Genomic DNA, 23446 nt, shown 5'->3' on the forward strand with positions numbered 1-23446 from the left:
TGAATGTTCGATCATTGCGTCAGCCAAAAGGAAAAAGGGCTAAAGGGTAAAGGATGCTAAGGGTAACAGCGCCAAACCGGAAAGGGCCAAAGGGCTGAAAAGGCCGTGATTGGCGCAGTTCGATGTTCGTTCGACGGGGAATCTGGTGCAGTCCTGCGATTTTACCGGCGTCAGTGAATGAGGGCTGTGATAGGCCCCAGTGTTGGTGCAAATAAAAAAGCAGATCCGCTGGCGCAGAGATCTGCTTTTCGGCGTCAATCAGTCGCGGGTTCAGGCAACCTGAATATGCCTCTCAAAACGGTAAGCCGGGATGAATTTCTGCCGGCAGGCGTCGAGATAGTCCGACCACCATTGCATCATCTGCGTGCGTTCGTCGAGGTGCTCCGCCTTGTGGATATAGGCGGCGCGAACGTGGTTACGCTCCTGATGGCTCATCTGCCGCTCCACTGCATCTTTTGACCAGCGGCCTGATTCAATCAACGCGCTACAGGCCATCGTGCGGAAACCATGACCGCAAACGTCCACCTGCGTGTCATAGCCCATCGTGCGCAGCGCCTTGTTGATGGTGTTTTCGCTCATCGGTTTGCGCGGATCGTGGTCGCCGGGAAACAGCAACTCACTGCTACCGGACAGCAGTTTTAGCTGCTTCAGTACAGTTACCGTCTGTGTTGACAGCGGCACCAGATGCGGTGTTTTCATCTTCGCGCCGCGCTCTGAATAACGCACGCCCGGAATGGGTTCACGTTGCGCGGGGATGGTCCACATTGCGCCATCCAGATCGATCTCCGTCCAGCGGGCAAAGCGTAGCTCGCTGGAGCGAATAAAGATCAGCAGGTTAAGCTGCACCGCCAGACAGGTTAGTAATCTGCCGGAATAGCCTTCGATCCGTTCCAACATCTCCGGCAGCTTCTCCAGCGGTAGGGCGGGGTAGTGGTTTTTTGGCGGCGGCGCAATGGCTCCGGCCAGATCGTTGGCGGGGTTGCTGGCGATGAGTCCTTCCTGTACCGCATAGCGCATGATCGCCGTGGTGCGCTGCTGTATCCGCGCGGCGGTTTCCAGATTGCCTTTTCTCTCCGCCACCCGCAGCGGGATTAGCAGATCGGCCGTTTTCAGGTCGGTAACGAGGAATTTACCGATCAGCGGAAAGACGTGCAGTTCCAGCGAGCGCAGGGCTTTGGCGGCATGGGCTTCAGTCCAACGGGTATTACCCGCCACCCACTTGCGGGCGATCTCTTCAAAGGTATTGCCGTTTTTTCTCGCCTGCTTCTCCTGCTGTTTTTTTACGCCGGGATCGGCACCTGCACTGAGTACCGCACGGGCTTCCTCGCGTAGCTTACGGGCATTTGCCAGCGTGACGGTGGGGTAAGCGCCAAACGCCAGCTTTTTCTCTTTGCCGCCGAAGCGGTATTTGAGATGCCAGAGTTTAGAACCGTTGGGTTTAATCAGCAGGTACAGACCCTGCGCGTCGCTGAGTTTGTAAGGTTTATCGAACGGCTTGGCGTTGCGGATGGCGGTATCTGTCAGAGGCATGGTGGGGGCTCCATAGTTTATCGAACCGGCAGGCCCCCAATTAAGCCCCCAAAAACTACGGATGTCAAAAAATCTGGTAGTACCTGTTGGTACTCCAGATTCTTATCAACTTACTGATTTTTCAACGTTCCCGGACGCATAAGGACATCCTGAAACTAAATTTTGGTGCCCGGACTCGGAATCGAACCAAGGACACGGGGATTTTCAATCCCCTGCTCTACCGACTGAGCTATCCGGGCAACGGGGCGCATTAAACCGTATTGGTTCCGCGCCGTCAACGGCTTTATGGGAAAATAGCGCTGACTGCTGACTTTTCAGTCAAAGCCATGCTATCTGATATATATCAGCGGCCTGGCTTAACTCAGCGCGCCGTTTAGGCGGCAGCAAGCGATGCGCAATACGTCTTCCGCCAACCGTTTGGCGACGGCAATATCGGTGATTTGGCGCTTCACCAGCAGTTTGCTCAGGCAACCTTCCAAAATCAGTTCCATCTGCTGTGCGACCATCGCAGGATCGTCGATGTCTAATTCGCTCAGCAGCTCCTTGGTATAGTGGTATGACGCCTGCTTTTGCTGCTCGGCCAGTTGGTGAATGGGGTGGTGAACGTCCGGGTAAAAACTGCAGGCCGCGATGAACAAACAACCCGGATAGCGCCCTTGTTTAACCGCCTCGTTCAGAACGTGATAACGCGCCAACAGCTTTTGCTCTACATCGCGCGAGTCGTCCAGCATCAGTCGCCTGCGCCAGCCGTCGATCTGTTGACTGTGATAGCGCAGACTGTCATACAGCACCGCCTCATCGTCGGGCCAGAACGGCGCCAGCGTCTCCAAAGAAATGTGCAGACTGTCGGCCAGTGTTTCCCGTGTCATGGCGGTGAAACCATGCTGTTCCAGCAAGGTCAGCGCATGCTCCAGTACTTTTTCCCGTTGCATGTGTTCTCCTCTCAGTACGTGGCCGTTAATCAACAAGTGTCGTTGACGGAGATAGTTTCTGCAAATGCGACCGGAACTGCGCCGCATCCATAAAACCGGTGACGCGTGACCCCGGAATTTCTTTGCCGGAATCGTCGAAAAATAGAATGCTTGGCAGGCCGAGCACCTGCAACTGCGTCAATAGGGCGTTCTGTTCAGGCGTATTGGCCGTGACGTCGGCTTGCAGGAGCCGCAGGCGAGCCATCTGATGTTGCACTTGGACATCGCTGAACGTGACTTTTTCGAACGACTTACAGGCGGCGCACCAGTCGGCATAGAGATCCAGCATGGTGATGCCGTGGCTGCTGCGAAGGGCGGTGTTCAGATCGTCCAGATTGTTGATGGGCGAAAAAGCGATGTCGGAAGCCGATTCGGTTTGTGGCTCAGCCGAGGCGAACAGCCAGTCCTGTATTGGCCGTACGGAGACCAGCGCGCCGAGCAACAGCAAGACCTGAAGACCGCGTATCCAGCCACCTCGTCCGCGCAGACTGAGGGCGAAGGCCCAACCGAAAAACGCGACGCCGAGCAGGCCCCATAGCCGCCAGGCCCAGAGGTCGCCGAGTAGCCGCGTCAGTAGAAATACCGGCAACGCCAGCATCGCGAAACCGCAGGCCTCTTTAATATGATTCATCCACGGACCGCTTTTGGGCAGGATACGGTTGCCAAACAGGGTGACGCCAATCAGCGGTAAACCCATTCCCAGCGCATACAGGTACAGCGTACCGCCGCCCGCAAGCATATGGCCGCTCTGGGCGATATACAGCAGCAGCGCGCTGAGCGGCGCCGTGGTGCAGGGGGAGCAAATCAGACCGGCGAGCGCGCCCATCAAAAAGACGCCGGATAATGAACCGCTTTCCTGTCGGTTGCTCCAGTCAACGAGTCGCGTTTGCATGGCGGAAGGTAATTGCAGGCTAAAAAGGCCAAACATGGATAGCGCCAACAAGGTGAACAGCGACGCCAATCCGATTAAGACGTAAGGGTGCTGTAGCGCCGCCTGAAAGCGCAGACCGGCTGCCGCCACGACCAATCCCAGCAGCGTATAAGTCAGTGCCATACCCTGCACATACGCGAAGGCCAAGAGCAAAGTGCGTCGAGTGGAAAGACGTTCCCGACGGCCCAGAATCAGGCTGGAGATCAAGGGGTACATCGGCAGCACGCAGGGCGTAAAGGCGACTCCGATACCGATCACTATGGCCCACCACGGAGAAAACGGCAGTGGCGGCGGGGTGGCCGTCGTCTCGTCGGCCCTATCCCATGTGTTGAGCGGGATGTTTTGCTGCTCCGGCGGATAGCAGAACCCGGCATCGGCGCAGCCCTGATAGCTGACCGTTAATGTACTGCCCTGTGGGAGTTCATCCAGAGGAACATTGAGCTGTAGCCGATCCCGGAAAATGTCGACCACCCCGAAAAACGCGTCCTGATGCCGTTCGGCAGCCGGAAACTCAATGCTTGTTAGCGTGGTGGTGCCGGAGTGAATCGCTATTTTCTGGCGATACAGGTAATAGCCCGGGTGAATGATCCACTGAAGCTTGAGCTGCTTCCCTTGTTGCTGGAAGTCGAAGACAAACGCCTGCGGGGCAGGCAGAAATCGCGACGTTTGCGCACGGCCGAAAGGATTTTCGGCAGGCACGACGGCAGTAAAAAGCAATGTGCCGAAGAGGATAATCAGCGTAAGGACGCGTTGAGCCATGAGAGATAATCGTTATCGCCGTCGTGAACCGGAAGCGCCAATAATTCCGGCGTTTGGTAAGGATGCTGCTGTTTCAGCAACGTGAACAGGTCTTGCATATGCGCCTGGTCGCTTTTCAGCATCAGCTGGATCTCCTGCTGTTGCTCCAGTTTCCCTTCCCAACGATAAAGCGAAACGGCGCCGGGCAATATTGTGACGCAGGCTGCCAATTTGGCTTCTAGCGCGGCGGCGGCTAGCGATCTGGCGCTGGCGTCGTCGGGGGCGGTACACAGCACCACCACGGCGTCGTAGGCGATGAGTTCAGACATAATGACCTCAGCAGCGGAAACGTGAAATTATCGCCACACTATACCTTGAGGCCAGCGTGAGCGTAAGCGCGGATCGCGTCGAAAATAGACGCTGTGGGAAGTGAGAAGAGTCACAAAATCTCCCTTCGACGCATGGCTCGGCGCCGAAGGGAGCTGAGGAGGTTACTGCGGTTCGTTTTCGTCGGTGTAACGTTTCGCTTTATAAGCCGGATGCATCAGGTTCTGTACGGAGAAAATATCGTCCAGTTCTGCTTCAGTCAGCAGGCCGCGTTCCAACACGACTTCACGTACGCTTTTCCCGGTTTCGGCGCAGATTTTACCGACGATATCACCGTTATGATGACCGATAAACGGGTTCAGGTAGGTAACGATGCCGATGGAGTTAAACACGTAAGACTCACAGACCGACTGGTTGGCGGTGATGCCGTTCACACATTTCTCCAACAGGTTGTAGCACGCGTTGGTCAAAATGTGGGTGGACTCGAACATGGCCTGTCCAATTACGGGCTCCATCACGTTCAACTGCAACTGGCCTGCTTCGGCCGCCATTGTGACGCAGGTGTCGTTGCCGATAACCTTGAAGCACACCTGATTGACCACCTCGGGGACGACCGGATTGACCTTCGCGGGCATGATGGATGACCCGGCCTGCAACTGAGGCAGGTTGATCTCATTGAGCCCCGCGCGCGGGCCTGAAGAGAGCAAACGCAGATCGTTACATATTTTCGACAGCTTGACCGCCAGACGTTTGAGCGCGCTGTGCACCATCACATAAGCGCCGCAGTCGGATGTCGCTTCAATCAGATCTTCTGCGGAAACGCAGGGCAGGTGACTCACCTCGGACAGCTTTTGCACGGCCAGTTGCTGGTAGCCGTCCGGCGTATTCAGCCGCGTGCCGATCGCCGTTGCGCCCAGGTTTACCTCCAGCAGCAGTTCAGCGGTGCGCAGCAGGTTTTTGTTCTCTTCCTGCAGCAGAATGTTGAAGGCGTGGAACTCCTGGCCCAGGCTCATTGGCACGGCGTCTTGCAGTTGAGTCCGTCCCATTTTCAGGATGTTTTCAAACTCTTTGGCCTTACGCTCGAACCCTTCGCCCAGATGCGTATTGGCATCAATCAGCTTCAGGATCGCGTTGTAAACGGCGATACGAAAACCGGTGGGATAGGCATCGTTGGTCGACTGGCATTTATTAACGTGATCGTTGGGGTTGAGGTATTGGTACTCGCCCTTTTGGTGCCCCATGAGTTCAAGACCGATATTGGCCAGGACTTCGTTGGTGTTCATATTCAACGAGGTGCCTGCGCCGCCCTGAAAGACATCCACCGGGAATTGGTCTAAACATTTACCGTTGTTGAGTACTTCGTCGCAGGCGCGAATGATCACGTCGGCGATTTTACGTGGAATGGTTTGGAGCTCTCGGTTAGCCATAGCGGCGGCCTTTTTGACCATCACCATGCCGCGAACGAAATCCGGGACGTCGCTGATTTTCTGATTGCTGATGTAAAAGTTTTCAATAGCGCGAAGGGTATGGATGCCGTAATAAGCATCGGCGGGTACTTCTCGGCTGCCTAACAGATCTTCTTCAATACGGATATTGTCTGACATAAAGAGCCTTCTCTTACTCTTCTATAAGTTAGCGTTTGTACAGCTTATCGTAAGGTATTTTCCCAAGAGGGGTGGTGCATTTGACCGCTATTAACGGGTATTCCACTATTATATTCTTAACCTGTGCGTGAAATAGTCGCCTTGATCACATCTGGGCATTCCATTGTCTGTCTCCTGAGTGAATCGTAATGAATAGTCACTCGGCGTGACTATAGCTGAAAAACGATAGCAGCCAAAAAAAACCACGTACGTAGGTTGAAAAATAGCGTATGAGCTACCATCTCAACAGTATTGTAACGAAATGACGGGCGCGTTGAATGCTCTTACAGAAAGCCGCTTATGACTGCGTCAATAGCATATTACGAGCGCAAGTTTTAGGAATATACTTTTTATCAATACGTTAAATATCAATTACAGGAGCACTGGGTGCGCTGGATACCTTTAATACTGATTTTCCTGTTGGCCTACATTGAAATCTTCATTTTCATTCAGGTCGCCCACGTGCTGGGTATCGCTATCACGTTGCTGCTGGTGGTGTTGACTTCCTGCCTCGGCGTTTCGCTGGTCCGTAATCAGGGAGTCAGAACCTTTGTTCAGATGCAGCGGAAAATCGAAGCGGGCGAGAGTCCGGCCGCAGAGATGGTGAAAAGCGTTTCGCTGGTGATGTCAGGATTTCTGCTGCTGGTGCCGGGGTTCTTCACCGACTTTCTTGGCCTGCTGCTGTTGCTGCCGGCGCTGCAAAAACATCTGACGTTGAAACTGATGCCGCATTTGCATCTTTGGCGCTCGCGCTCGGGTCCGGCAGGATCGCAGGGCGATGTCTTCGAGGGTGAATATCAACGTAAGGATCAACGCCCTGAACGACTTGAGAAACATGATGAAAATGACGACCGCTGATTCAGGCGGTCTTTTTTTATTAGCTATCTGATCTGCTGCGTTTTTTTTCGAGGGGTGTGAAAAAGCGCGAACAAAGCGAAAAAATTTTGCCTTCCTCCCTTGAAGCCCGTCGAAACGTCCCCACTTACTTTTCCACAAGGTCGGATATAAAAGCGTATCCGGCATGTTACCTAAACTGACATGGACTTTCTCAAAGGAGAGCTATCAATGAAAATTCGTCCATTGCATGACCGCGTTATCGTCAAGCGCAAAGAAGTTGAATCAAAATCTGCTGGCGGCATCGTTCTGACCGGTTCTGCAGCGGGTAAATCCACCCGTGGCGAAGTCCTGGCTGTGGGTCATGGGCGTATCCTGGAAAACGGTGAAGTTAAACCGCTGGATGTGAAAGTTGGCGATATCGTTATTTTCAATGATGGTTACGGCGTGAAGACAGAAAAAATCGACAACGATGAAGTCCTGATCATGTCCGAAGGCGACATTCTGGCAATCGTTGAAGCCTAATCGCGCGTAATCCTCTGAACTGAACGAATTTAAGGGAAACAACCAATGGCAGCTAAAGACGTAATTTTCGGTAACGACGCACGAGTCAAAATGCTTCGCGGCGTGAACGTACTGGCAGATGCAGTGAAAGTCACTCTGGGGCCGAAAGGTCGTAACGTAGTGCTGGATAAATCCTTCGGCGCGCCGACCATCACCAAAGACGGCGTGTCCGTCGCCCGCGAAATCGAACTGGAAGACAAGTTCGAAAACATGGGTGCGCAGATGGTCAAAGAAGTGGCTTCCAAAGCGAACGACGCTGCCGGTGACGGTACCACTACCGCTACCGTACTGGCGCAGTCCATCGTCAACGAAGGTCTGAAAGCCGTTGCCGCGGGTATGAACCCGATGGATCTGAAACGCGGGATCGACAAAGCCGTTATCGCCGCGGTCGAAGAATTGAAAAAACTGTCTGTGCCTTGCTCTGACTCCAAAGCCATTGCTCAGGTAGGTACCATCTCCGCCAACTCCGACGACACCGTGGGCAAGCTGATTGCTGAAGCCATGGAAAAAGTGGGTAAAGAAGGCGTGATCACCGTTGAAGAAGGCACTGGCCTGCAGGACGAACTGGACGTTGTTGAAGGTATGCAGTTCGACCGTGGTTACCTGTCTCCTTACTTCATCAACAAGCCGGAAACCGGTTCTGTTGAGCTGGAAAGTCCTTACATCCTGCTGGCTGACAAAAAGATCTCCAACATCCGCGAACTGCTGCCGGTACTGGAAGCCGTTGCTAAAGCCGGCAAACCGCTGCTGATCATCGCTGAAGACGTTGAAGGCGAAGCCCTGGCGACTCTGGTTGTGAACACCATGCGCGGTATCGTGAAAGTCGCGGCTGTGAAAGCACCGGGCTTCGGCGACCGTCGTAAAGCGATGCTGCAGGATATCGCGACGCTGACCTCTGGTACCGTGATCTCTGAAGAAATCGGTCTGGAACTGGAAAAAGCGACCCTGGAAGATCTGGGTCAGGCTAAGCGCGTTGTCATCACCAAAGACACCACCACTGTGATTGATGGTCTGGGTGAAGAAGCGACCATTCAGGGCCGTGTTTCTCAGATTCGTCAGCAGATCGAAGAAGCGACCTCTGACTACGATCGTGAAAAACTGCAGGAACGCGTAGCGAAACTGGCTGGCGGCGTTGCCGTTATCAAAGTCGGTGCGGCTACCGAAGTTGAAATGAAAGAGAAAAAAGCGCGCGTTGAAGATGCCCTGCACGCAACTCGTGCTGCGGTTGAAGAAGGCGTGGTTGCCGGTGGTGGTGTTGCGCTGGTTCGCGTGGCTAACGCCATCCGTTCTCTGACTGGCGAAAACGAAGATCAGAACGTGGGTATCCGTGTTGCGCTGCGCGCGATGGAATCCCCGCTGCGTCAGATCGTCGCCAACGCCGGTGAAGAGCCGTCTGTTGTTGCCAACAACGTGAAAGCGGGCGAAGGTAACTACGGTTACAACGCCGCGAGCGAACAGTACGGCAACATGATCGACATGGGTATCCTGGATCCGACCAAAGTGACTCGTTCTGCTCTGCAGTACGCTTCTTCTGTTGCTGGCCTGATGATCACCACCGAATGTATGGTGACTGATCTGCCGAAAGAAGATAAAGCGGACTTAGGCGCTGCAGGTATGGGCGGCATGGGCGGTATGGGCGGCATGATGTAAGATGCGTTAAGCATCGTATCATCAGCTCGGGGGCAGACTGACAGCGTGCTTCACGCCGCAGGTTTCCCCCAGGCCTTGATAGCCGATAAAAAACGACCGGGTCAACATTGACCGGTCGTTTTTTTATGTCTTGCGGCGATGCATTTTACTTGCGTTGTCGTTCACCTTGAGCCGACGCCATGCGCTGCGTCGGTTATGACAGGATATTGGCGGGACCTTAATTTTTGAGCAAAGAAATGGACGATTAAATACCCTTCATATAGAGAGGGAAAATAAAAGGAACGTCGTGGATGTCGCGAACAAAAAACGTCGCTTATCAATGACAAAGTTAATTGTATTTTGAGCGCAATCCTCGGTGCGAAATAAACCCGCGATGGGGGTTTATGAATAATACAGAGAAACCTTTAAAGAGATGGGGTTTGTTTTTTTGGCATCTGACGCACTGAAGTCTATTTCCTAAGGAGAGGGATTATCCATTATGATTGTATGGTTTTTTATCTCTACAATCAGACAATTAGCCTTTTTCATCGCAAGCTGTTCTAATCGCGAAAAGTGAAAATAAGCCGCCCTATTAATAGCTGGATTTTTATTGTATTAATAGCGCATTCAACGGGCGGTGACGCGTGAATACATTCTGGTGTCATTGCATTGAAATATGATGAAATTTAGATGTGTGGCAGGCATGAACTCGTTATCCTGACTCTATGTGGCTCGAAAACCGGTTATTGTCTTCAAGCGTGTTTTGGGCGTAAAGAAAGTATGAAAATCATGCAGATCATGCACCGCAAGGGCAGAACGGATTATCAGTGCGCTATTCTACGCTACAATGGAAATCGTTTACTTTATTTACTAAACCCGAGGCGAGGAGGGAACGATGACTGATGAGACTGTAGATCTCCTGCGCCCGGTGACATGGTGCGAGTTCGCCGATGTCCCCGCCGCCGTCGCCGATTGGCTTGGCCATCGAGATTCAATGACCACTCGCTTGGAAACGCATTGCCAGCGTCTTGATGTGGAAGTCACCCATGAAGGTTTTATCTCGCCTTCGGACTCAGGGGAGGCGTTACCTCTGTTGCCGGTCAGTGACCGCTTCTGGCTGCGGGAAGTGACGCTGTACGGCGACGGCAGGCCCTGGTTATTCGGTCGTACGGTGATCCCTGAGCGCACGCTGCAGATGTCCAACCTCGCGTTGGCACGCATCGGAAGTGCTCCGCTTGGGCGATATTTGTTTCAAGCTGGGACGCCAGAGCGTGACTTTATCAACCCGGGTCGTCGTGGCGATCTGTGGGCTCGCCGCTCACGGTTACGGTTGGCGGGTCACCCGTTATTACTGACAGAGATTTTTTTGCCTGATGCCCCTATTTATTCTCCGCTCAGTTCTGATGCTGAACGGTAGAGAGGAGACGATGCGTTGGAACGAATTTTAACGACAGGACGGTGGACGGCGTATTGTCGCCTGATGCGGATCGATAAGCCGATAGGATCTCTGTTGCTGCTGTGGCCGACGCTGTGGGCGTTATGGCTGGCGGGGCGAGGAGCGCCGGCGAGCTGGACGCTCTGGGTGTTTGTGTTAGGCGTCTTCTTGATGAGAGCCGCCGGCTGCGTCATCAATGATTATGCGGATCGTCATTTTGACGGTCATGTGAAGCGCACCGCATCGCGACCTCTACCCAGTGGCATGGTCAGTGAACAGTCCGCGAAAGCGCTATTCGTCATTTTAGCGCTGGTGGCGTTTGCGCTGGTGCTGACGTTGAACACCATGACGATCTGGTTATCGGTCGGCGGGCTGGTTCTGGCCTGGATTTATCCCTTTATGAAGCGGGTCAGCCACCTTCCTCAGGTTGTGCTGGGCGCGGCTTTCGGCTGGTCTATTCCTATGGCCTATTCCGCCGTTAGCGAGTCGTTGCCAATCAGCTGCTGGCTGATGTTTTTCGCCTATCTGTGCTGGACCGTGGCCTATGACACCGAGTATGCGATGGTGGACCGCGATGACGATCTCACTATCGGCGTGAAGTCGACCGCTATCCTGTTCGGTCGTTACGACACCGTTATTATCGGTATACTGCAGTTGTTGATGCTGGGAGCGATGGTGATTTTAGGACGTATTTCCGATCTTGGCGCTGTGTTCTATGGGGCGTTGCTGGTCGCTGCGGGATTGTTTGTTTATCAGCAAACGCTGATTGCGGGGCGGGAGCGAGATAATTGCTTCAAGGCGTTTCGCAATAACAACTACGTAGGGATGGCGCTGTTCATCGGGATCGTACTGAGTCTCTAGCAACAAGGCCTGCGGCAGACTTGCCGCAGGCACACATCCTCTCGTGTTACTTCACTTCTTTATTCTGCTGCGGCATCGTTTCGACGACGGCGGGACTTTCAATCGTCAATCTGACCTCGGGCGTAATGACATCGCCTAAAATCGCATAGATTGCCTGCACCTTCTCCAGAACCGCATCCCCGCTATCGCTGATGTAGCCTTCGCTACGCAGCGTATTGACCAGCGTCGAGAAGACGGCCTTATCAAAGAACTCCGGCGCGTTGATACCGTGTAGCAGGGACAGGCGCTGTGCCATCGCACGACTCTCTTTCTCCAGCGTGCCGCGATTGATCGTCGGATCGCCTTTGAGCAGCAGGAAAGTGATGGCGTACCGCTGCAGCGTTTCGATAACGCCGGCAGCCAGTAGTTGCAACGGGCGGCTACGTTCGCTATTCGGCGTCAGTGTTTCTCCTTCAATCACGATTAACTGCTGATTCGCCAGCTCGGACGTTAACGCCTGCAGCACATCGGCCAGTTGCTCGGTGTCGTAGTGCAGGAACAGTTCCGCCTTCAGCAAGGGATAAATCAAGGTGACCTGGCGCAACAGCTCGGCCTGCGTAATGTGTCGATGATGCACAATGATGCTGGCGATCAGAGACGGCAGGATCAGCAAGTGCTGGATATTGTTGCGGTAATAGGTCATCAGCACGGCCTGATCGCTTGGGAGGCTGATGATGGTGCCCAGCTTGTCGTTTTCAACCGTGAACTTGTCCATCTTCAGCGCATGATCGATCAGCTCGGCAGGCGTTTTATCCGGAGTCGTCGCGTTTTCGGTATACGGCACGTTGCGCATCAGATGCAGATAACATTCGAGCTGTTCTTCGAGCTGCGCACGGGTCATCGCGCGCTGTGGAGACACCAGCAGGGCGGTGGAACACAGGTTCATCGCGTTGGCCGCCGCCGCATTGTTGATGCGTACCATGATGTTGGAGGCGATGTCCTGCACGGTAGGCGTCAGCCAGGCGGGTCGCTGCGCTTCAATCGGGTCAATGGCGTCGCGCCACTGCGGCACCTTGTTGTTGAGATACGTCATCAACGGTAACGGTTCGCCAAAGTTGACGTAACCCTGACCCAGATTTCGCAGCTTGCGCAGCCCACGCACCATCTGGAGAAAACCTTCTTTTTCCTTGGTGGCGCCGCGCAGCTCCTTGGAGTACGTGCCGACTTCCATGACATGCTCGTAGCCGATGTAAATCGGCACCAGCGTGATGGGGCGTGTACCGCCGCGCAGCATGGCCTGCAACGTCATGGCCAGCGTACCGGTTTTCGGATCAAGCAGGCGACCAGTGCGTGAGCGTCCGCCCTCCACGAAGTACTCTACCGAATAACCGCGGGTGAACAGTTCACCGAGGTACTCGCGGAACAAGGTGGAATAGAGCTTGCTGCCTTTGAAGGTTCTGCGGATGAAGAACGCGCCCAGACGGCGGAAGATAGGCCCCGCCGGCCAGAAGTTCAGGTTAATGCCCGCGGCAATGTGTGGCGGCACCAGCCCCTGGTGATACAGCACATAAGACAGCAGCAGATAGTCCATGTGACTGCGGTGGCAGGGAATATAAACGATTTCATGGCCGTCCTGAGCCAGCTGTCGTACGCGCTCGGCGTTATGGACGTTAATCCCCTGATATAGCCGATTCCAGGTCCAGCCCAGCACACGGTCTGTCAGACGCACCGCTTCATAGGAGAAGTCGGCGGCGATCTCTTCCAGCATAGTAATGGCGTTCTGCTGGGCTTTTTCTCGGGAGATTTTCTTCGCTCGCGCCTCGTCATCTACCGCTTTAGCGATGGCTTTCGATGACAGCAGTTTTTTGAACAGTTCCTGCCTGACCGGCAGACGCGGACCAACGGCGGCCAGACGCAGACGGGCGAAATGCATCCGAGCCACACGCGCCAGCTTATGAGCGATGGTGGTGTCTGTGCCATGCTCTGTCGCCATGTAGCGCAGCGATACCGGCGTTGAAAAGCGCACGAAACTGTCGCGTCCAAGCCACAGAACCGCGAAAAATTTTTCGATACCGTTCAGCAGGCGAAGCTGAGGCGCTTCTTGCTGGTGGCCTTCACGGCCCGGCGAGCGACCAAACATGACTGAAACCGGCACCATCTGAACATCCAGCGACGGATTGTCGCGATGCAGATCCAGATAGTCATGAAAAAGCTTGATGGATTTCTCTTTGGGCACGTAATAGCGAAATACGCGCGGGCCGCTATTGACGAATACATAGCTCGGCAGCGCTTGACCGTCGACAATCAACGGTTCGAGCGGATCCTGCAGCCCCAACGCGAGGCACTTTTCGCGCAGCGTCAGTAAGTCCGCTTTGGAGTTATAGGGCAGAACGTAGAAAATAGGACGTGTAGGATCGATATCCAGCTCAGCAATCGGATCCAGAGGAATGATTTTGCTCTTTACCAAAAGTTTCAGAGGGAAATTCAATAATTTATAGTAGATTTTACGCCAACCTGACATAACAACTGAGAACCTCTTATTAGCAATGCGCCGCAAGGATAACAGAAACCTTATCGGATATCTGTGGTCATGAGACAATGGGGTGACGCGAAAATTGCGTTCGAAACTAAATAAAAAGGAGTAAGAAAGGATCATGAATAAGGCGACCGGGATTACCCGCCTTGTCAAGGCAACGGGCTATTCGTTGCAAGGACTCAAACAAGCATGGAGGCATGAAGCGGCCTTTCGTCAGGAAACTATTCTTACTCTGGCAGGCATTATTATTGCCTGTTGGTTGCCAGTTTCAATATTAGAAAGATTGTTATTGATTGGCTCAGTCGTGTTGATTGTGATCGTCGAGTTGCTGAACAGTGCTATCGAAGCTGTGGTGGACAGAATTGGCCCGGAATATCATGAGCTTGCAGGAAGAGCGAAAGATTTGGGCTCGGCGGCGGTGCTGGTTGCTTGCCTGCTAGCGGCCGTGGTTTGGGGTGTCTTGCTGTGGGGCCATTTTGCGTGACAGCTCTCATGAATGGCGCCGAAAAACAAGGTATAACGCGATTTCTCAGTTCCCATAGGCAGTTTCCCTGTATATACTCACAGCGAAACTGTATAAACAACCAGGGGGCGGAATGAAAGCTTTAACGACCAGACAACAGCAGGTTTATGATCTTATTCGCGATCATATCTCACAAACCGGTATGCCACCCACCCGAGCGGAAATCGCTAAACAGCTGGGATTCCGCTCACCCAATGCCGCTGAAGAACACTTGAAAGCCCTCTCCCGTAAAGGTGTGATTGAGATTGTCACCGGCGCGTCTCGCGGTATTCGTTTGTTGATGGAAGAAGAGTCTCTCGGACTGCCTTTGATCGGTCGTGTTGCCGCAGGGGAACCGCTGCTGGCGGAACAGCATATCGAATGTCATTATCAGGTCGATCCGGCCATGTTCAAGCCAAACGCCGATTTTCTGCTGCGAGTTAGCGGCATGTCGATGAAAGATATCGGTATTCTGGATGGCGATTTACTGGCTGTGCATAAAACGCAGGATGTTCACAACGGTCAGGTGGTTGTGGCGCGCATTGAAGATGAAGTGACGGTAAAACGATTGAAGCAGCAGGGCAACAAAGTACAGTTGTTGGCTGAAAATAAAGAGTTTTCACCTATCGTCGTCGATTTGAGCAAAGAAAACTTTTCCATTGAAGGGTTGGCCGTCGGCGTCATTCGCAATAGCGACTGGAGTTGATAGACTTGCTTGCTGAACGCCCCGTTTATGCATCTTCCGTTACGTTTGGTTTTTCTCGCTGAACGTAACGGGCGAAATAACATCCGAATCCAACGTTAATCGCAAGCCTGCTCGTTAATCCCTTCTTAATTCCTTTTATTCTCAGATTCCATGCTCAGTATCATCGTACGGCGCTGATTACATCTCCACTAAAAACCTCACGCGGCTCAGCGTTTTTTGATGACGATACTGTGATCGTGGTTGCAGCTATCACGATGTTCGCAGGCTTCGACTTTCCTGCATTCAACGCACAGGCCGTGCGCTTCCACTACACTGTGTCGTAGAGCGAATCCGGTCTGGAGCGCAATCTGCTGCAATATCTCTTCGACGCCCTCGGTGGGGCTTTCCGTTACCTGGCGGCAGCGGTCGCAGATAAATAACGCCGAGGTGTGGCTGTGTTCTTCAAAATGATGGCACAGCACGTAGCTGTTAGTGGATTCCACGCGGTGGATGAATCCCTGTTCAAGCAGGAAATCCAATGCGCGATAAACGGTGGGGGGCTTAGCCTGAGGTTCAGCGACACGCAGCAGGTCCAGCAGATCATAGGCGCTGATGGCACCGGGCTGTTGGGTCATCAGACGTAGCACTTCCTGACGCTGCGGCGTGAGTCGCACGTTGCGCTGCTGGCACAGTCGCTCAGCCTGGGCAAGAAGTTTGACCGGATCGGTTGAATCCATCGCTGTAACCCTGAAGAAAAGTGGTGAAGATAATGATTTATCTTACCATGACTCCGCAAAAACGCCGAGTCAGGCGGGGGATCCGTTACGCCACCAGGTCGATCAACAGCGCTCGCACCGGCGTTTTCGCATTCACTGTGATGGCGGTCTCTTGCTGAATAAAGGCACCGTCGCCGCAATGTAACGTCTTGCCCTCATCGGCATGACAGCGGAGGCCAAGCTCACCGTGGATGGACTGAATGTAGGCGCGATTCCCCTTCACGGAATGCGTCAACGACTCTCCCGCGGCCAGATCCAGATGGTAAACCCAAACCTGTTGTCTCAGGTGCAGACTGCCATTTTCGTCGTCTGGAGAAGCCAGCAGCTGACAGCGATCGCCGTTCAATGTCATACGCTGCAATGCGCGGTTTTCGCGTGTCGGGCAGGCGTCCAACCATAGTTGAATGCGGGTCAGCGGAGTATCGCTGGCAATATTCTGTTCGCTATAGCTGAGGTTGGGCTGGGTCGCCAACAACATGACGTCGCCGGCTGTGGCTTGTGTGTGGTTGCCGTTGCTGTTCCGATATTCGGCTTCGCCTTGCAGAATAAGATTAAGGATATCGACGCGCGGATAGGTGCGCGCCTGAAAGGCGGCCTTGGGGGCCAGGACTTCCTGATTTAATACCCGCAATGAGCCGAATCCCAGTAGGTCGGGGTCGAAGTAATGGCCGAAAGAAAAGGTGTATCGCGCCTGCAACCACCCGTAGTCAGCCTTGCCGCATTGCTCTGCTGCTCTGCTAATGATCATGGTGTCAGGCCCTCGTAATTAGTCGACTCTACAAGGGTAATAGGCTGGACGGTAGATTGTTAGCTAGTTAATCTGGTGGGGACGTTCAAAAATCCTGAATGAGAATATCTATGTCGAAAGATCGGGCGTTAACATTGGAAGCGTTACGGGTGATGGATGCTATCGATCGCCGGGGTAGCTTCGCGGCCGCGGCTGATGAGCTGGGCAGAGTGCCATCGGCGCTGAGCTACACCATGCAAAAATTAGAGGATGAACTGGACGTGGTGCTGTTCGACCGCTCGGGTCATCGCACCAAATTTACGAATGTGGGAAGGATGCTGCTGGAGCGTGGGCGAGTCCTGCTGGAAGCAGCTGATAAGCTGACGACGGACGCCGAAGCGCTTGCCCGCGGCTGGGAGACCCATGTCACCATCGTCGCGGAAGCCTTGGTGCCGACGGAGCGCCTTTTTCCGCTGCTGGACAAGTTGGCGCAAAAGGCCAATACGCAGGTCTCTATTCTGACCGAGGTGCTGGCAGGCGCCTGGGAACGGCTGGAACAGGATCGCGCCGACATCGTGATCTCACCGGATATGCATTTTCGTGCGACGTCGGAGGTCAATACGCGCAAGCTCTATTCGGTAAAATGCGTTTATGTCGCCAGCCCGGATCATCCCATCCATGACGAACCTGAACCGTTATCCGAAGTGACCCGAGTCAAATATCGGGGGATCGCTATTGCGGATACCGCGCGCGATCGCCCGGTGCTTACCGTACAGCTGTTGGATAAACAGCCTCGCCTGACGGTGAGTACGATGGACGATAAGCGCCGGGCTTTGCTTGCTGGATTAGGTGTTGCGACGATCCCCTACGAGTTGGTGGCTCAGGATATCGCTGAAGGACGTCTGCGCGTGGTGAGTCCGGAAAGCACTTTCGAAAGCCAGATCATCATGGCCTGGCGCCGTGACAACATGGGCGAAGCCAAGTCCTGGCTACTACGGGAAATCCCCAAAGTATTGCGTGAGCCCTGATCACGATCCAACGAGACGGTAGTGCGGAAATTCCCCCGTTCTGCCGTCTCGCGGAGACTGACCGTCATGTGGGTGACGGGAGTTAGCGGTGGAAGCGGCTCTCTCTGTCGTGCGGTTTGGTAAGTGACAGCTCTGGGCCGACGGAAATAATGCCGTAGGGGTTAATCGTGGCATGGCTACGGTAGTAGTGATGGCGTATGTGGTCCATATTGACCGTTTCCGCGATACCCGGCAGCTGATAAATATCCCGTGTAAACCCGTACAAATTCTCATAATCCGTCAAACGCCAGCGGTCGCACTTGAAATGGGTGTGATAGACCGGATCGAAGCGGACAAGCGTGGTCCACAGCCGCAGATCGGCTTCCGTCAGACGTGAACCGGTCAGATAACGTTGCTGACTTAGACGCTGCTCCAGCCGATCCAACGCGTCGAACAGCTGTGCGACCGCCTCGTCATAGGCGTTTTGCTGTGTGGCGAAACCCGCTTTGTAGACGCCATTGTTAACCTGGGGGTAAATCCACTCGTTCAGCTCCTCGATCTCTGTGCGCAGCGCCAGCGGGAAGTAATCGCCCGGCGTCGCCCCCACGTCGTCAAACGCGCTGTTCAGCATGCGGATAATATCCGCCGACTCGTTACTGACGATGGTTTGTTGCTGCGTGTCCCACAACACCGGCACGGTCACGCGGCCGCTGTAGTCTGGTTTGGCGTGCAGGTATAGCTGATAAAGGTAGCTGTGTTGATAGAGTCTGTCGCCGGTGGTTGCCGGGAAATCGGTCGCGAACGTCCAGCCGTGTTCCAGCATCAGAGGATGCACCACCGAGACGCCGATGTGCGTTTCTAATCCCTTCAGTTTGCGTAGCAGCAGCGCCCGGTGCGCCCACGGACAGGCAAGCGAAACGTACAGGTGATAGCGCCCAGGCTCCGCGCAAAATCCGCCTTCACCGCTGGGGCCGGGGCGGCCATCAGGCGTCACCCAATGGCGGAATGAGGTCTGTGGGCGTTGAAAATGTCCGCCCGTCGACGAGGTGTCATACCAGACGTCGTGCCATTGCCCTTCAACTAATTGTCCCATCGTGCTCTCCTCCCTTAAGTGGTATCGCGCAGAACGCCAGGTTATACCGGCTATCTCTTGAGTTCCAACCCGCCTGCGCGGAGCGGTTTGATGGCCGTGTTAATGCGCTTTTACACGGCCGGTTGGAATCAGTACAGCATGCCTGTATCGGGGATTACCACTGCTTATTCAGCAGGCGGTCGAGGCTGAAAGCGCCGGGACCGGTCACGAACAGTAGGAGATAACCGCCGGTAATGGACAGGTTCTTCATAAACATCAGCTCATTACCTGCCTGTGCAAAGTCGTGGTGGAAAATAAGCGCGGTAAGCAGCGTAAATATCGCTGTCGAAATCGCGACGGTGCGAGTGAGGAAACCGAAGAGAATGGCCAGCCCGCCCCCCAGCTCCAGAAGAATCGTCAGGGGCAGCAATGCGCCGGGGACACCCATCGCCTGCATATATTGCTGGGTGCCGGCATAGGCGTCGCCCAGCTTGCCGTAACCGGCGTAAATGAACAGTATTGGCATCAGGATACGGGCAACTAATATCAGGACATTGTCTGATTTTTTCATCAATTCTCTCTCCGGTCGGAACAATATGATTCAGTTGGCTGATGATGATTAACTATCAAAAATTCATCGAGTTTTTAGCCGTGTGTGACGGTTGAGAGTGATGTTAGAAGGGAAGGTGAAAGTAAGACAGCAAGTAAAACTGTCTTTTTTATTCAATTAAATTGATTTAAGCGTCAGGGCATAAAAAAGCCATACCTCGAAAGGTATGGCGATGTCTTAATAAAGGTGCCTTTCTGAACTAGGCGCGCGGAAGAATGTTGCGCACCAGCTTTATCGCGCCCCAAACGCCGGCGGCTTTGCGGGCAACCTTCAGCAGACGGCCTGGGCGTCGTAGACCGACGACGGCGACAAGCCCCGCGCCAGCCATCAGATAATGACGCAGGCCAACGAGTTTTTGCCAATAGCGATCGCACGGTTCAGTCGCTTCAAGCCACTGCCTTTTTTCTGAGACCAGTTCAATGCGTTGCTGGTGGATGAGACTCACCAGTCGCGCTTTTTCCTGTGCCAGATACCGTTTACGGCTCACTTCAGCTTTTCCTCCAGCAGCGCCCGATCGTTAGCCAGCTCTTTGCGGGTCTCTTTCAGCAGCGTGGTGCGACGCGCGCGCAACAGTGCCCAAAGGCCGCCGATAACCGCCAGTCCCAGCAGAATACCGGTTGTCCAGCAGAGTCCCAGCAGGCGATACTCAGGTTCCAGGCTCCAAATCACCAGTGCAATCAGACACATCAGACCAAAAGTGGTGAATATCAGGGTTAGCCCTACCAACAGCAGCAGCTGGACCAGATTACTCTTCTCTTGTTCAAGCTCGACAGCAGCAAGCTTGACCCGCGTCTCGACCATTCCCGCGACCAAGGTGATGATGCGTTTCACCGTTGCGACGCAGGCGATGGCGGGGCCTTGGCGTTCTTGATTACTCATAGCGATTAACGACGTGCGAGCAGAATGCCGACGACGAGGCCGACGGCCGCGCCGATCCCAACGCCAGCCCAGGGTTTTTCGCGAATATAGTCTTCAGCCTGTCCGGTCGCCTCACGCGTGTGAGCTTTGATGCGCTCACCGGTTTCATTCAGGCGTGAACGGGATTCTTGCAGGACGCCCTCCGCTTTTTCGCGCAGTTTATCCAGGTCGCCTTTGGATTTTTCGCTGGAGCTACGCAGCACTTCTTCGAGCGTGTCGCCCAGAGATCGTAATTCTTCACGTAGCTGCTGTTCTGAATTGGATTCACGAGACATAGCAAAACTCCCTAATGTTATGAAAGCTGATATTCAACTATAGACGATATTTCTATTGGCGTGCGGTAAACCCTTGCGTTGGTTGCGATAAATGCGGCCGCAACGGCGCAAAAGGGGAGTGATGAGATAACCCCGAGGGATTACCCCAAATGAGACGATGGCGGTGGGGAGTATTTATGCGCGGGCTGGCCGCTTTTCGCTATCTGAGTCACGACATTGACCTGCGGGAGCACCGTGCGCAGCACGTCGCGCGCGTCTCGGCTTTGTTCCGGACAAGACAGCCGTACTACGATGCTGTCCTGCGCGGGGATGATACTTTCAATACCAATGCCGCGCTCACTGAGGCGCTGATAAATATAAAACCCATCCGGTAGCGTGGCGCCCTGACGCTGCGGGCTAATATGCAGCGTGACTTCATCGGGCGTATGGCGGGATGACGTGACCATGATAATTACAGGCAACAGCATCAACAGTAGACGCCAGACGGGCTTGTTTTTCAGCCAGCGGCTCACCATGTCTTAATGTCCTTTTCCACTATGAACGGCGCGCTTCTTGCGCCTGAGTACAACCAATGATCCTACTAATCCGATGCAGAGCAACACCAGCGGCAACATCATCAGGAAAAACATCAGCTGGCCTTCGTACTTGCGAAAGACCGGCGTGTTTCCCAGCGCATAGCCGAGAGAAACCAAAATGATGACCCACAGGAAAGCGCTCATCCAGTTGAAGAACTGGAAACGGGCGTTATTCAGCCCGGATAGCCCGGCAATGGTGGGTAGCAGCGTCCGGATAAAAGCCAGGAAACGCGCAATCAGTAATGCGGACAGGCCGTGACGGTGGAACAACTGGTGCGCTCTTTGATGGTAATGCACCGGCAGGTGAGAAAGCCAACTTTGCACCAGCCTGGTATTGCCGAGCCACTTGCCTTGCAGATAGCTCATCCAGCATCCCAGGCTTGCCGCCGTGGTCAACAGAGCGATGGTAAAAGGGTAGTTCATGGTGCCTTTGGCGATGAGGACGCCGACAAGAATCAGCAGGCTGTCGCCGGGCAGAAAGGCGGCGGGCAGCAAACCGTTTTCCAGAACGAGGATCAGGAACAGCAGCCCGTAAATCGTCCAAACCAGCTTGGGGTTGGCGAGAATGTCGAAGTTTTGGTGCCAGAGTGCGTTAAGAAGCTCTTTAATCATTTCCATCTGGTATTCCTGTACTGCGGCATGGGGATAAATTCGCTGCCCTCAATGAACGGCAATAGGTCACTGTAAGTTTCAAATCCTGCTGATGTAGCGTGATTTTGCGCCAAAAGAGCTTCTTTCGGCGAGAAGCAGCTTTAGCCTGATGCATCGGCAAGGAAACGTTGCTCGATGACGCGTTATTTATTGATTTTATTATTCGAACGACTCCAGGCTGGCATGCCTGAACCGACGACGGCAATACAGTGGATGGTCATCACAGCCGTGGAGTGACGGCGCGTTAAAATGACTGACATCCTGTTTCAGGGGGTTTGCCCAATCTGCTACCGATAAACATAAAAAAAACGCCATAACTGTAACAAAATAGGTAGGGCTGAGATAGGGAAATATCAGCGGTAAAAGTCAGATAATTCGCGGTTTTAGCCGCGATAATCGTGGATACAGTCATATTTTACACTTACTGACAGAAATCGACGTTTTATGACCTTTTTTTCCTATTGTTTCGATTATGTCCGCCCTGCAAAAAGGCGATAAACAGGCAAAGTATAGACAAGCCTGACGATAATATTAAAAAGAGAACGCCCGGTATGGTGTTTACCGGGCGTGTTATTTAGGGCCGTGAAAATGACGTCAATGAGATTAGCGTGCCGCGCGTCGATTAACCCAGATATTGATCAGTATGGTCACCAACAGTATTGCCGCCACGATGCCGAGCGACAGCGATACCGGGATATGGAAGAGATCGATCAGCATCATTTTGACCCCGATGAAGATCAGGATCACCGCCAGACCGTACTTCAGCAGTGAGAACTTTTCAGCGACGCCGGACAACAGGAAGTACATGGCGCGAAGTCCCAAAATGGCGAAGAGGTTGGAAGTCAGTACGATGAAGGGATCGGTCGTCACGGCGAAGATGGCCGGAATACTGTCCACCGCGAAGATCACGTCGCTGATTTCCACCATGATCAGCACCAGAAACAGCGGCGTGGCATAAAGCACGCCGTTCTGGCGGCTGAAGAAACGTTCGCCTTGCAGTGTGTCGGTCATTCTGAGGTGCTTGCGCAGCCAGCGTACCACTGGCTTGTCGCCGACCGCCGCGTCATCTTCTTTTGCCATCGCCATTTTGACGCCGGTAAACAGCAAGAATGCGCCGAAGATATACAGCAACCACTGGAACTGCGTGACCAGCCAGCTGCCCGCGAACACCATAATTGTACGCAGTACGATGGCGCCCAGGACACCGAAAATCAGCACGCGACGCTGATACTGCGCGGGGATGGAGAAGTAACTAAACAACATCAGCCAGACGAAGACGTTATCGACGGCCAGCGCTTTTTCAATCAAATACCCGGTAAAGAAGGCCAGCGCCTGTGCGTCCGCGATCTCCCGTCCCATCGTGCTGTTGAGATACCACCAGAAACCGGCGTTGAACAGCACGGCCATCGTAACCCACACGATGGACCAACTGGCCGCCTGCTTGAATGTCATGACCGTCGACCCCTTTTTCCCCTGAGAGAAAAGGTCGATCGCTAGCATGACCACTACAATGGCAGCGAAGCTGCCCCACAACCACGGTGTGCCTATGGAAGCCATAGTTCATATCCTTAAAATGTAAAAACAAAACGGCCCACGTCGTAAGGCGTGGGCCGTTTGCGCGCATTATTCACAAATGGACCTCGCCTTCCGGCAAGGTCTCACTTACAACT

At 53.8% G+C, this 23446-nt stretch carries 24 protein-coding genes and 1 tRNA gene; 8 read left to right on the forward strand and 17 right to left on the reverse strand.

Annotation, left to right across the window (positions count from 1 at the left end):
- Window positions 1-270: 270 nt before the first annotated feature.
- From CKQ53_RS07650 to aspA, 6 genes are all read right to left on the reverse strand, one after another.
- Complete coding sequence (locus tag CKQ53_RS07650) at window positions 271-1530, reverse strand: tyrosine-type recombinase/integrase (protein WP_094118236.1); 1260 nt, start codon at window positions 1528-1530, stop codon at window positions 271-273.
- 163 nt (window positions 1531-1693) lie between these two features.
- Window positions 1694-1769 (reverse strand) — tRNA-Phe (locus CKQ53_RS07655).
- A 117-nt stretch (window positions 1770-1886) separates the two neighbouring features.
- The gene (dicD, locus tag CKQ53_RS07660) at window positions 1887-2462 is read right to left on the reverse strand and encodes a division control transcriptional repressor DicD (RefSeq protein ID WP_085653479.1); all 576 of its coding nucleotides are present in this window, start codon (window positions 2460-2462) and stop codon (window positions 1887-1889) included.
- A 25-nt stretch (window positions 2463-2487) separates the two neighbouring features.
- On the reverse strand, window positions 2488-4191 hold the full coding sequence (locus CKQ53_RS07665) for a protein-disulfide reductase DsbD (RefSeq protein WP_094118237.1): 1704 nt from the start codon (window positions 4189-4191) through the stop codon (window positions 2488-2490).
- A complete protein-coding gene (gene cutA, locus CKQ53_RS07670) occupies window positions 4167-4499 on the reverse strand; it encodes a divalent cation tolerance protein CutA (RefSeq protein WP_094118238.1) in 333 nt (110 codons plus the stop codon). The genes CKQ53_RS07665 and cutA overlap by 25 nt, the downstream gene beginning before the upstream one ends.
- A gap of 162 nt (window positions 4500-4661) precedes the next feature.
- Window positions 4662-6101, reverse strand: a complete 1440-nt coding sequence (aspA, locus tag CKQ53_RS07675) for an aspartate ammonia-lyase (protein ID WP_085653476.1) — start codon at window positions 6099-6101, stop codon at window positions 4662-4664.
- 426 nt (window positions 6102-6527) lie between these two features.
- Here aspA and CKQ53_RS07680 point away from each other — a divergent pair, with 426 nt between their 5' ends.
- The 5 genes from CKQ53_RS07680 to ubiA all read left to right on the forward strand — a co-directional run bounded on the left by CKQ53_RS07680 (window position 6528) and on the right by ubiA (window position 11463).
- Window positions 6528-6998, forward strand: a complete 471-nt coding sequence (locus tag CKQ53_RS07680; RefSeq protein WP_085653475.1) for an FxsA family protein — start codon at window positions 6528-6530, stop codon at window positions 6996-6998.
- Between the two features lie 207 nt (window positions 6999-7205).
- A complete protein-coding gene (locus tag CKQ53_RS07685; RefSeq protein ID WP_026739589.1) occupies window positions 7206-7499 on the forward strand; it encodes a co-chaperone GroES in 294 nt (97 codons plus the stop codon).
- Window positions 7500-7544: 45 nt separating this feature from the next.
- Window positions 7545-9188, forward strand: a complete 1644-nt coding sequence (gene groL, locus CKQ53_RS07690) for a chaperonin GroEL (RefSeq protein WP_085653474.1) — start codon at window positions 7545-7547, stop codon at window positions 9186-9188.
- An 874-nt stretch (window positions 9189-10062) separates the two neighbouring features.
- Window positions 10063-10584 carry a chorismate lyase gene (gene ubiC / locus CKQ53_RS07695; protein WP_094118239.1) on the forward strand — a complete coding sequence of 174 codons (522 nt, stop codon included), beginning with the start codon at window positions 10063-10065 and terminating at the stop codon, window positions 10582-10584.
- Window positions 10585-10599: 15 nt separating this feature from the next.
- Window positions 10600-11463 (forward strand): 4-hydroxybenzoate octaprenyltransferase, encoded by an 864-nt coding sequence (gene ubiA / locus CKQ53_RS07700; protein ID WP_094118240.1) that lies wholly within the window; start codon window positions 10600-10602, stop codon window positions 11461-11463.
- A gap of 46 nt (window positions 11464-11509) precedes the next feature.
- On the opposite strand, the gene plsB is transcribed toward ubiA, so the two are convergent.
- Entirely contained in the window at window positions 11510-13963 is a 2454-nt protein-coding gene (plsB, locus tag CKQ53_RS07705) for a glycerol-3-phosphate 1-O-acyltransferase PlsB (protein ID WP_094118241.1), read from the reverse strand.
- Window positions 13964-14093: 130 nt separating this feature from the next.
- On the opposite strand from plsB, the gene CKQ53_RS07710 reads away from it, so the two are divergent.
- Both CKQ53_RS07710 and lexA read left to right on the forward strand, forming a co-directional pair.
- Window positions 14094-14462, forward strand: a complete 369-nt coding sequence (locus CKQ53_RS07710; RefSeq protein WP_176223473.1) for a diacylglycerol kinase — start codon at window positions 14094-14096, stop codon at window positions 14460-14462.
- A gap of 112 nt (window positions 14463-14574) precedes the next feature.
- Complete coding sequence (gene lexA / locus CKQ53_RS07715) at window positions 14575-15186, forward strand: transcriptional repressor LexA (RefSeq protein ID WP_085653469.1); 612 nt, start codon at window positions 14575-14577, stop codon at window positions 15184-15186.
- 206 nt (window positions 15187-15392) lie between these two features.
- Here the strand turns inward: lexA and zur are convergent, their stop codons facing one another.
- Both zur and CKQ53_RS07725 read right to left on the reverse strand, forming a co-directional pair.
- Window positions 15393-15902, reverse strand: coding sequence for a zinc uptake transcriptional repressor Zur (zur, locus tag CKQ53_RS07720; protein WP_094118242.1), 510 nt, complete (start codon window positions 15900-15902; stop codon window positions 15393-15395).
- A gap of 85 nt (window positions 15903-15987) precedes the next feature.
- Entirely contained in the window at window positions 15988-16689 is a 702-nt protein-coding gene (locus CKQ53_RS07725; protein ID WP_094118243.1) for a pirin family protein, read from the reverse strand.
- Window positions 16690-16799: 110 nt separating this feature from the next.
- On the opposite strand from CKQ53_RS07725, the gene CKQ53_RS07730 reads away from it, so the two are divergent.
- Window positions 16800-17696, forward strand: a complete 897-nt coding sequence (locus tag CKQ53_RS07730) for a LysR family transcriptional regulator (RefSeq protein WP_094118244.1) — start codon at window positions 16800-16802, stop codon at window positions 17694-17696.
- An 82-nt stretch (window positions 17697-17778) separates the two neighbouring features.
- Here CKQ53_RS07730 and CKQ53_RS07735 read toward each other — a convergent pair whose 3' ends face one another.
- From CKQ53_RS07735 to CKQ53_RS07770, 8 genes are all read right to left on the reverse strand, one after another.
- Entirely contained in the window at window positions 17779-18768 is a 990-nt protein-coding gene (locus CKQ53_RS07735) for a glutathione S-transferase family protein (RefSeq protein WP_094118245.1), read from the reverse strand.
- Window positions 18769-18922: 154 nt separating this feature from the next.
- Entirely contained in the window at window positions 18923-19318 is a 396-nt protein-coding gene (locus CKQ53_RS07740) for a DoxX family protein (RefSeq protein ID WP_094118246.1), read from the reverse strand.
- Between the two features lie 238 nt (window positions 19319-19556).
- Complete coding sequence (locus CKQ53_RS07745; protein WP_094118247.1) at window positions 19557-19844, reverse strand: YqjK-like family protein; 288 nt, start codon at window positions 19842-19844, stop codon at window positions 19557-19559.
- Window positions 19841-20236 carry a phage holin family protein gene (locus CKQ53_RS07750; protein ID WP_085653462.1) on the reverse strand — a complete coding sequence of 132 codons (396 nt, stop codon included), beginning with the start codon at window positions 20234-20236 and terminating at the stop codon, window positions 19841-19843. The genes CKQ53_RS07745 and CKQ53_RS07750 overlap by 4 nt, the downstream gene beginning before the upstream one ends.
- 5 nt (window positions 20237-20241) lie before the next feature.
- Window positions 20242-20550: an ElaB/YgaM/YqjD family protein gene (locus tag CKQ53_RS07755; protein WP_085653461.1), complete on the reverse strand. Its 309-nt coding sequence runs from the start codon at window positions 20548-20550 to the stop codon at window positions 20242-20244.
- A 140-nt stretch (window positions 20551-20690) separates the two neighbouring features.
- The gene (mzrA, locus tag CKQ53_RS07760) at window positions 20691-21065 is read right to left on the reverse strand and encodes an EnvZ/OmpR regulon moderator MzrA (RefSeq protein WP_085653460.1); all 375 of its coding nucleotides are present in this window, start codon (window positions 21063-21065) and stop codon (window positions 20691-20693) included.
- A gap of 3 nt (window positions 21066-21068) precedes the next feature.
- Window positions 21069-21743 carry a DedA family protein gene (locus CKQ53_RS07765; protein WP_118894845.1) on the reverse strand — a complete coding sequence of 225 codons (675 nt, stop codon included), beginning with the start codon at window positions 21741-21743 and terminating at the stop codon, window positions 21069-21071.
- A 636-nt stretch (window positions 21744-22379) separates the two neighbouring features.
- The gene (locus CKQ53_RS07770; protein WP_085653458.1) at window positions 22380-23333 is read right to left on the reverse strand and encodes a TerC family protein; all 954 of its coding nucleotides are present in this window, start codon (window positions 23331-23333) and stop codon (window positions 22380-22382) included.
- Between the last annotated feature and the right edge of the window lie 113 nt (window positions 23334-23446).

The sequence above is a fragment of the Lonsdalea britannica genome (assembly GCF_003515985.1).
Classification (GTDB): domain Bacteria; phylum Pseudomonadota; class Gammaproteobacteria; order Enterobacterales; family Enterobacteriaceae; genus Lonsdalea; species Lonsdalea britannica.

What these genes read in the sequence shown, in the direction of transcription:
- dicD (WP_085653479.1), bottom strand. Translation starts at nt 2,462, where the DNA reads ATGCAACGGGAAAAAGTACTGGAGCATGCGCTGACCTTGCTGGAACAG.
- CKQ53_RS07650 (WP_094118236.1), bottom strand. Translation starts at nt 1,530, where the DNA reads ATGCCTCTGACAGATACCGCCATCCGCAACGCCAAGCCGTTCGATAAA.
- lexA (WP_085653469.1), top strand. Translation starts at nt 14,575, where the DNA reads ATGAAAGCTTTAACGACCAGACAACAGCAGGTTTATGATCTTATTCGC.
- groL (WP_085653474.1), top strand. Translation starts at nt 7,545, where the DNA reads ATGGCAGCTAAAGACGTAATTTTCGGTAACGACGCACGAGTCAAAATG.
- ubiC (WP_094118239.1), top strand. Translation starts at nt 10,063, where the DNA reads ATGACTGATGAGACTGTAGATCTCCTGCGCCCGGTGACATGGTGCGAG.
- CKQ53_RS07750 (WP_085653462.1), bottom strand. Translation starts at nt 20,236, where the DNA reads ATGAGTAATCAAGAACGCCAAGGCCCCGCCATCGCCTGCGTCGCAACG.
- CKQ53_RS07665 (WP_094118237.1), bottom strand. Translation starts at nt 4,191, where the DNA reads ATGGCTCAACGCGTCCTTACGCTGATTATCCTCTTCGGCACATTGCTT.
- CKQ53_RS07725 (WP_094118243.1), bottom strand. Translation starts at nt 16,689, where the DNA reads ATGATCATTAGCAGAGCAGCAGAGCAATGCGGCAAGGCTGACTACGGG.
- CKQ53_RS07770 (WP_085653458.1), bottom strand. Translation starts at nt 23,333, where the DNA reads ATGGCTTCCATAGGCACACCGTGGTTGTGGGGCAGCTTCGCTGCCATT.
- CKQ53_RS07735 (WP_094118245.1), bottom strand. Translation starts at nt 18,768, where the DNA reads ATGGGACAATTAGTTGAAGGGCAATGGCACGACGTCTGGTATGACACC.
- zur (WP_094118242.1), bottom strand. Translation starts at nt 15,902, where the DNA reads ATGGATTCAACCGATCCGGTCAAACTTCTTGCCCAGGCTGAGCGACTG.
- CKQ53_RS07765 (WP_118894845.1), bottom strand. Translation starts at nt 21,743, where the DNA reads ATGGAAATGATTAAAGAGCTTCTTAACGCACTCTGGCACCAAAACTTC.
- aspA (WP_085653476.1), bottom strand. Translation starts at nt 6,101, where the DNA reads ATGTCAGACAATATCCGTATTGAAGAAGATCTGTTAGGCAGCCGAGAA.
- CKQ53_RS07755 (WP_085653461.1), bottom strand. Translation starts at nt 20,550, where the DNA reads ATGTCTCGTGAATCCAATTCAGAACAGCAGCTACGTGAAGAATTACGA.
- CKQ53_RS07740 (WP_094118246.1), bottom strand. Translation starts at nt 19,318, where the DNA reads ATGAAAAAATCAGACAATGTCCTGATATTAGTTGCCCGTATCCTGATG.
- CKQ53_RS07730 (WP_094118244.1), top strand. Translation starts at nt 16,800, where the DNA reads ATGTCGAAAGATCGGGCGTTAACATTGGAAGCGTTACGGGTGATGGAT.
- cutA (WP_094118238.1), bottom strand. Translation starts at nt 4,499, where the DNA reads ATGTCTGAACTCATCGCCTACGACGCCGTGGTGGTGCTGTGTACCGCC.
- mzrA (WP_085653460.1), bottom strand. Translation starts at nt 21,065, where the DNA reads ATGGTGAGCCGCTGGCTGAAAAACAAGCCCGTCTGGCGTCTACTGTTG.
- plsB (WP_094118241.1), bottom strand. Translation starts at nt 13,963, where the DNA reads ATGTCAGGTTGGCGTAAAATCTACTATAAATTATTGAATTTCCCTCTG.
- CKQ53_RS07685 (WP_026739589.1), top strand. Translation starts at nt 7,206, where the DNA reads ATGAAAATTCGTCCATTGCATGACCGCGTTATCGTCAAGCGCAAAGAA.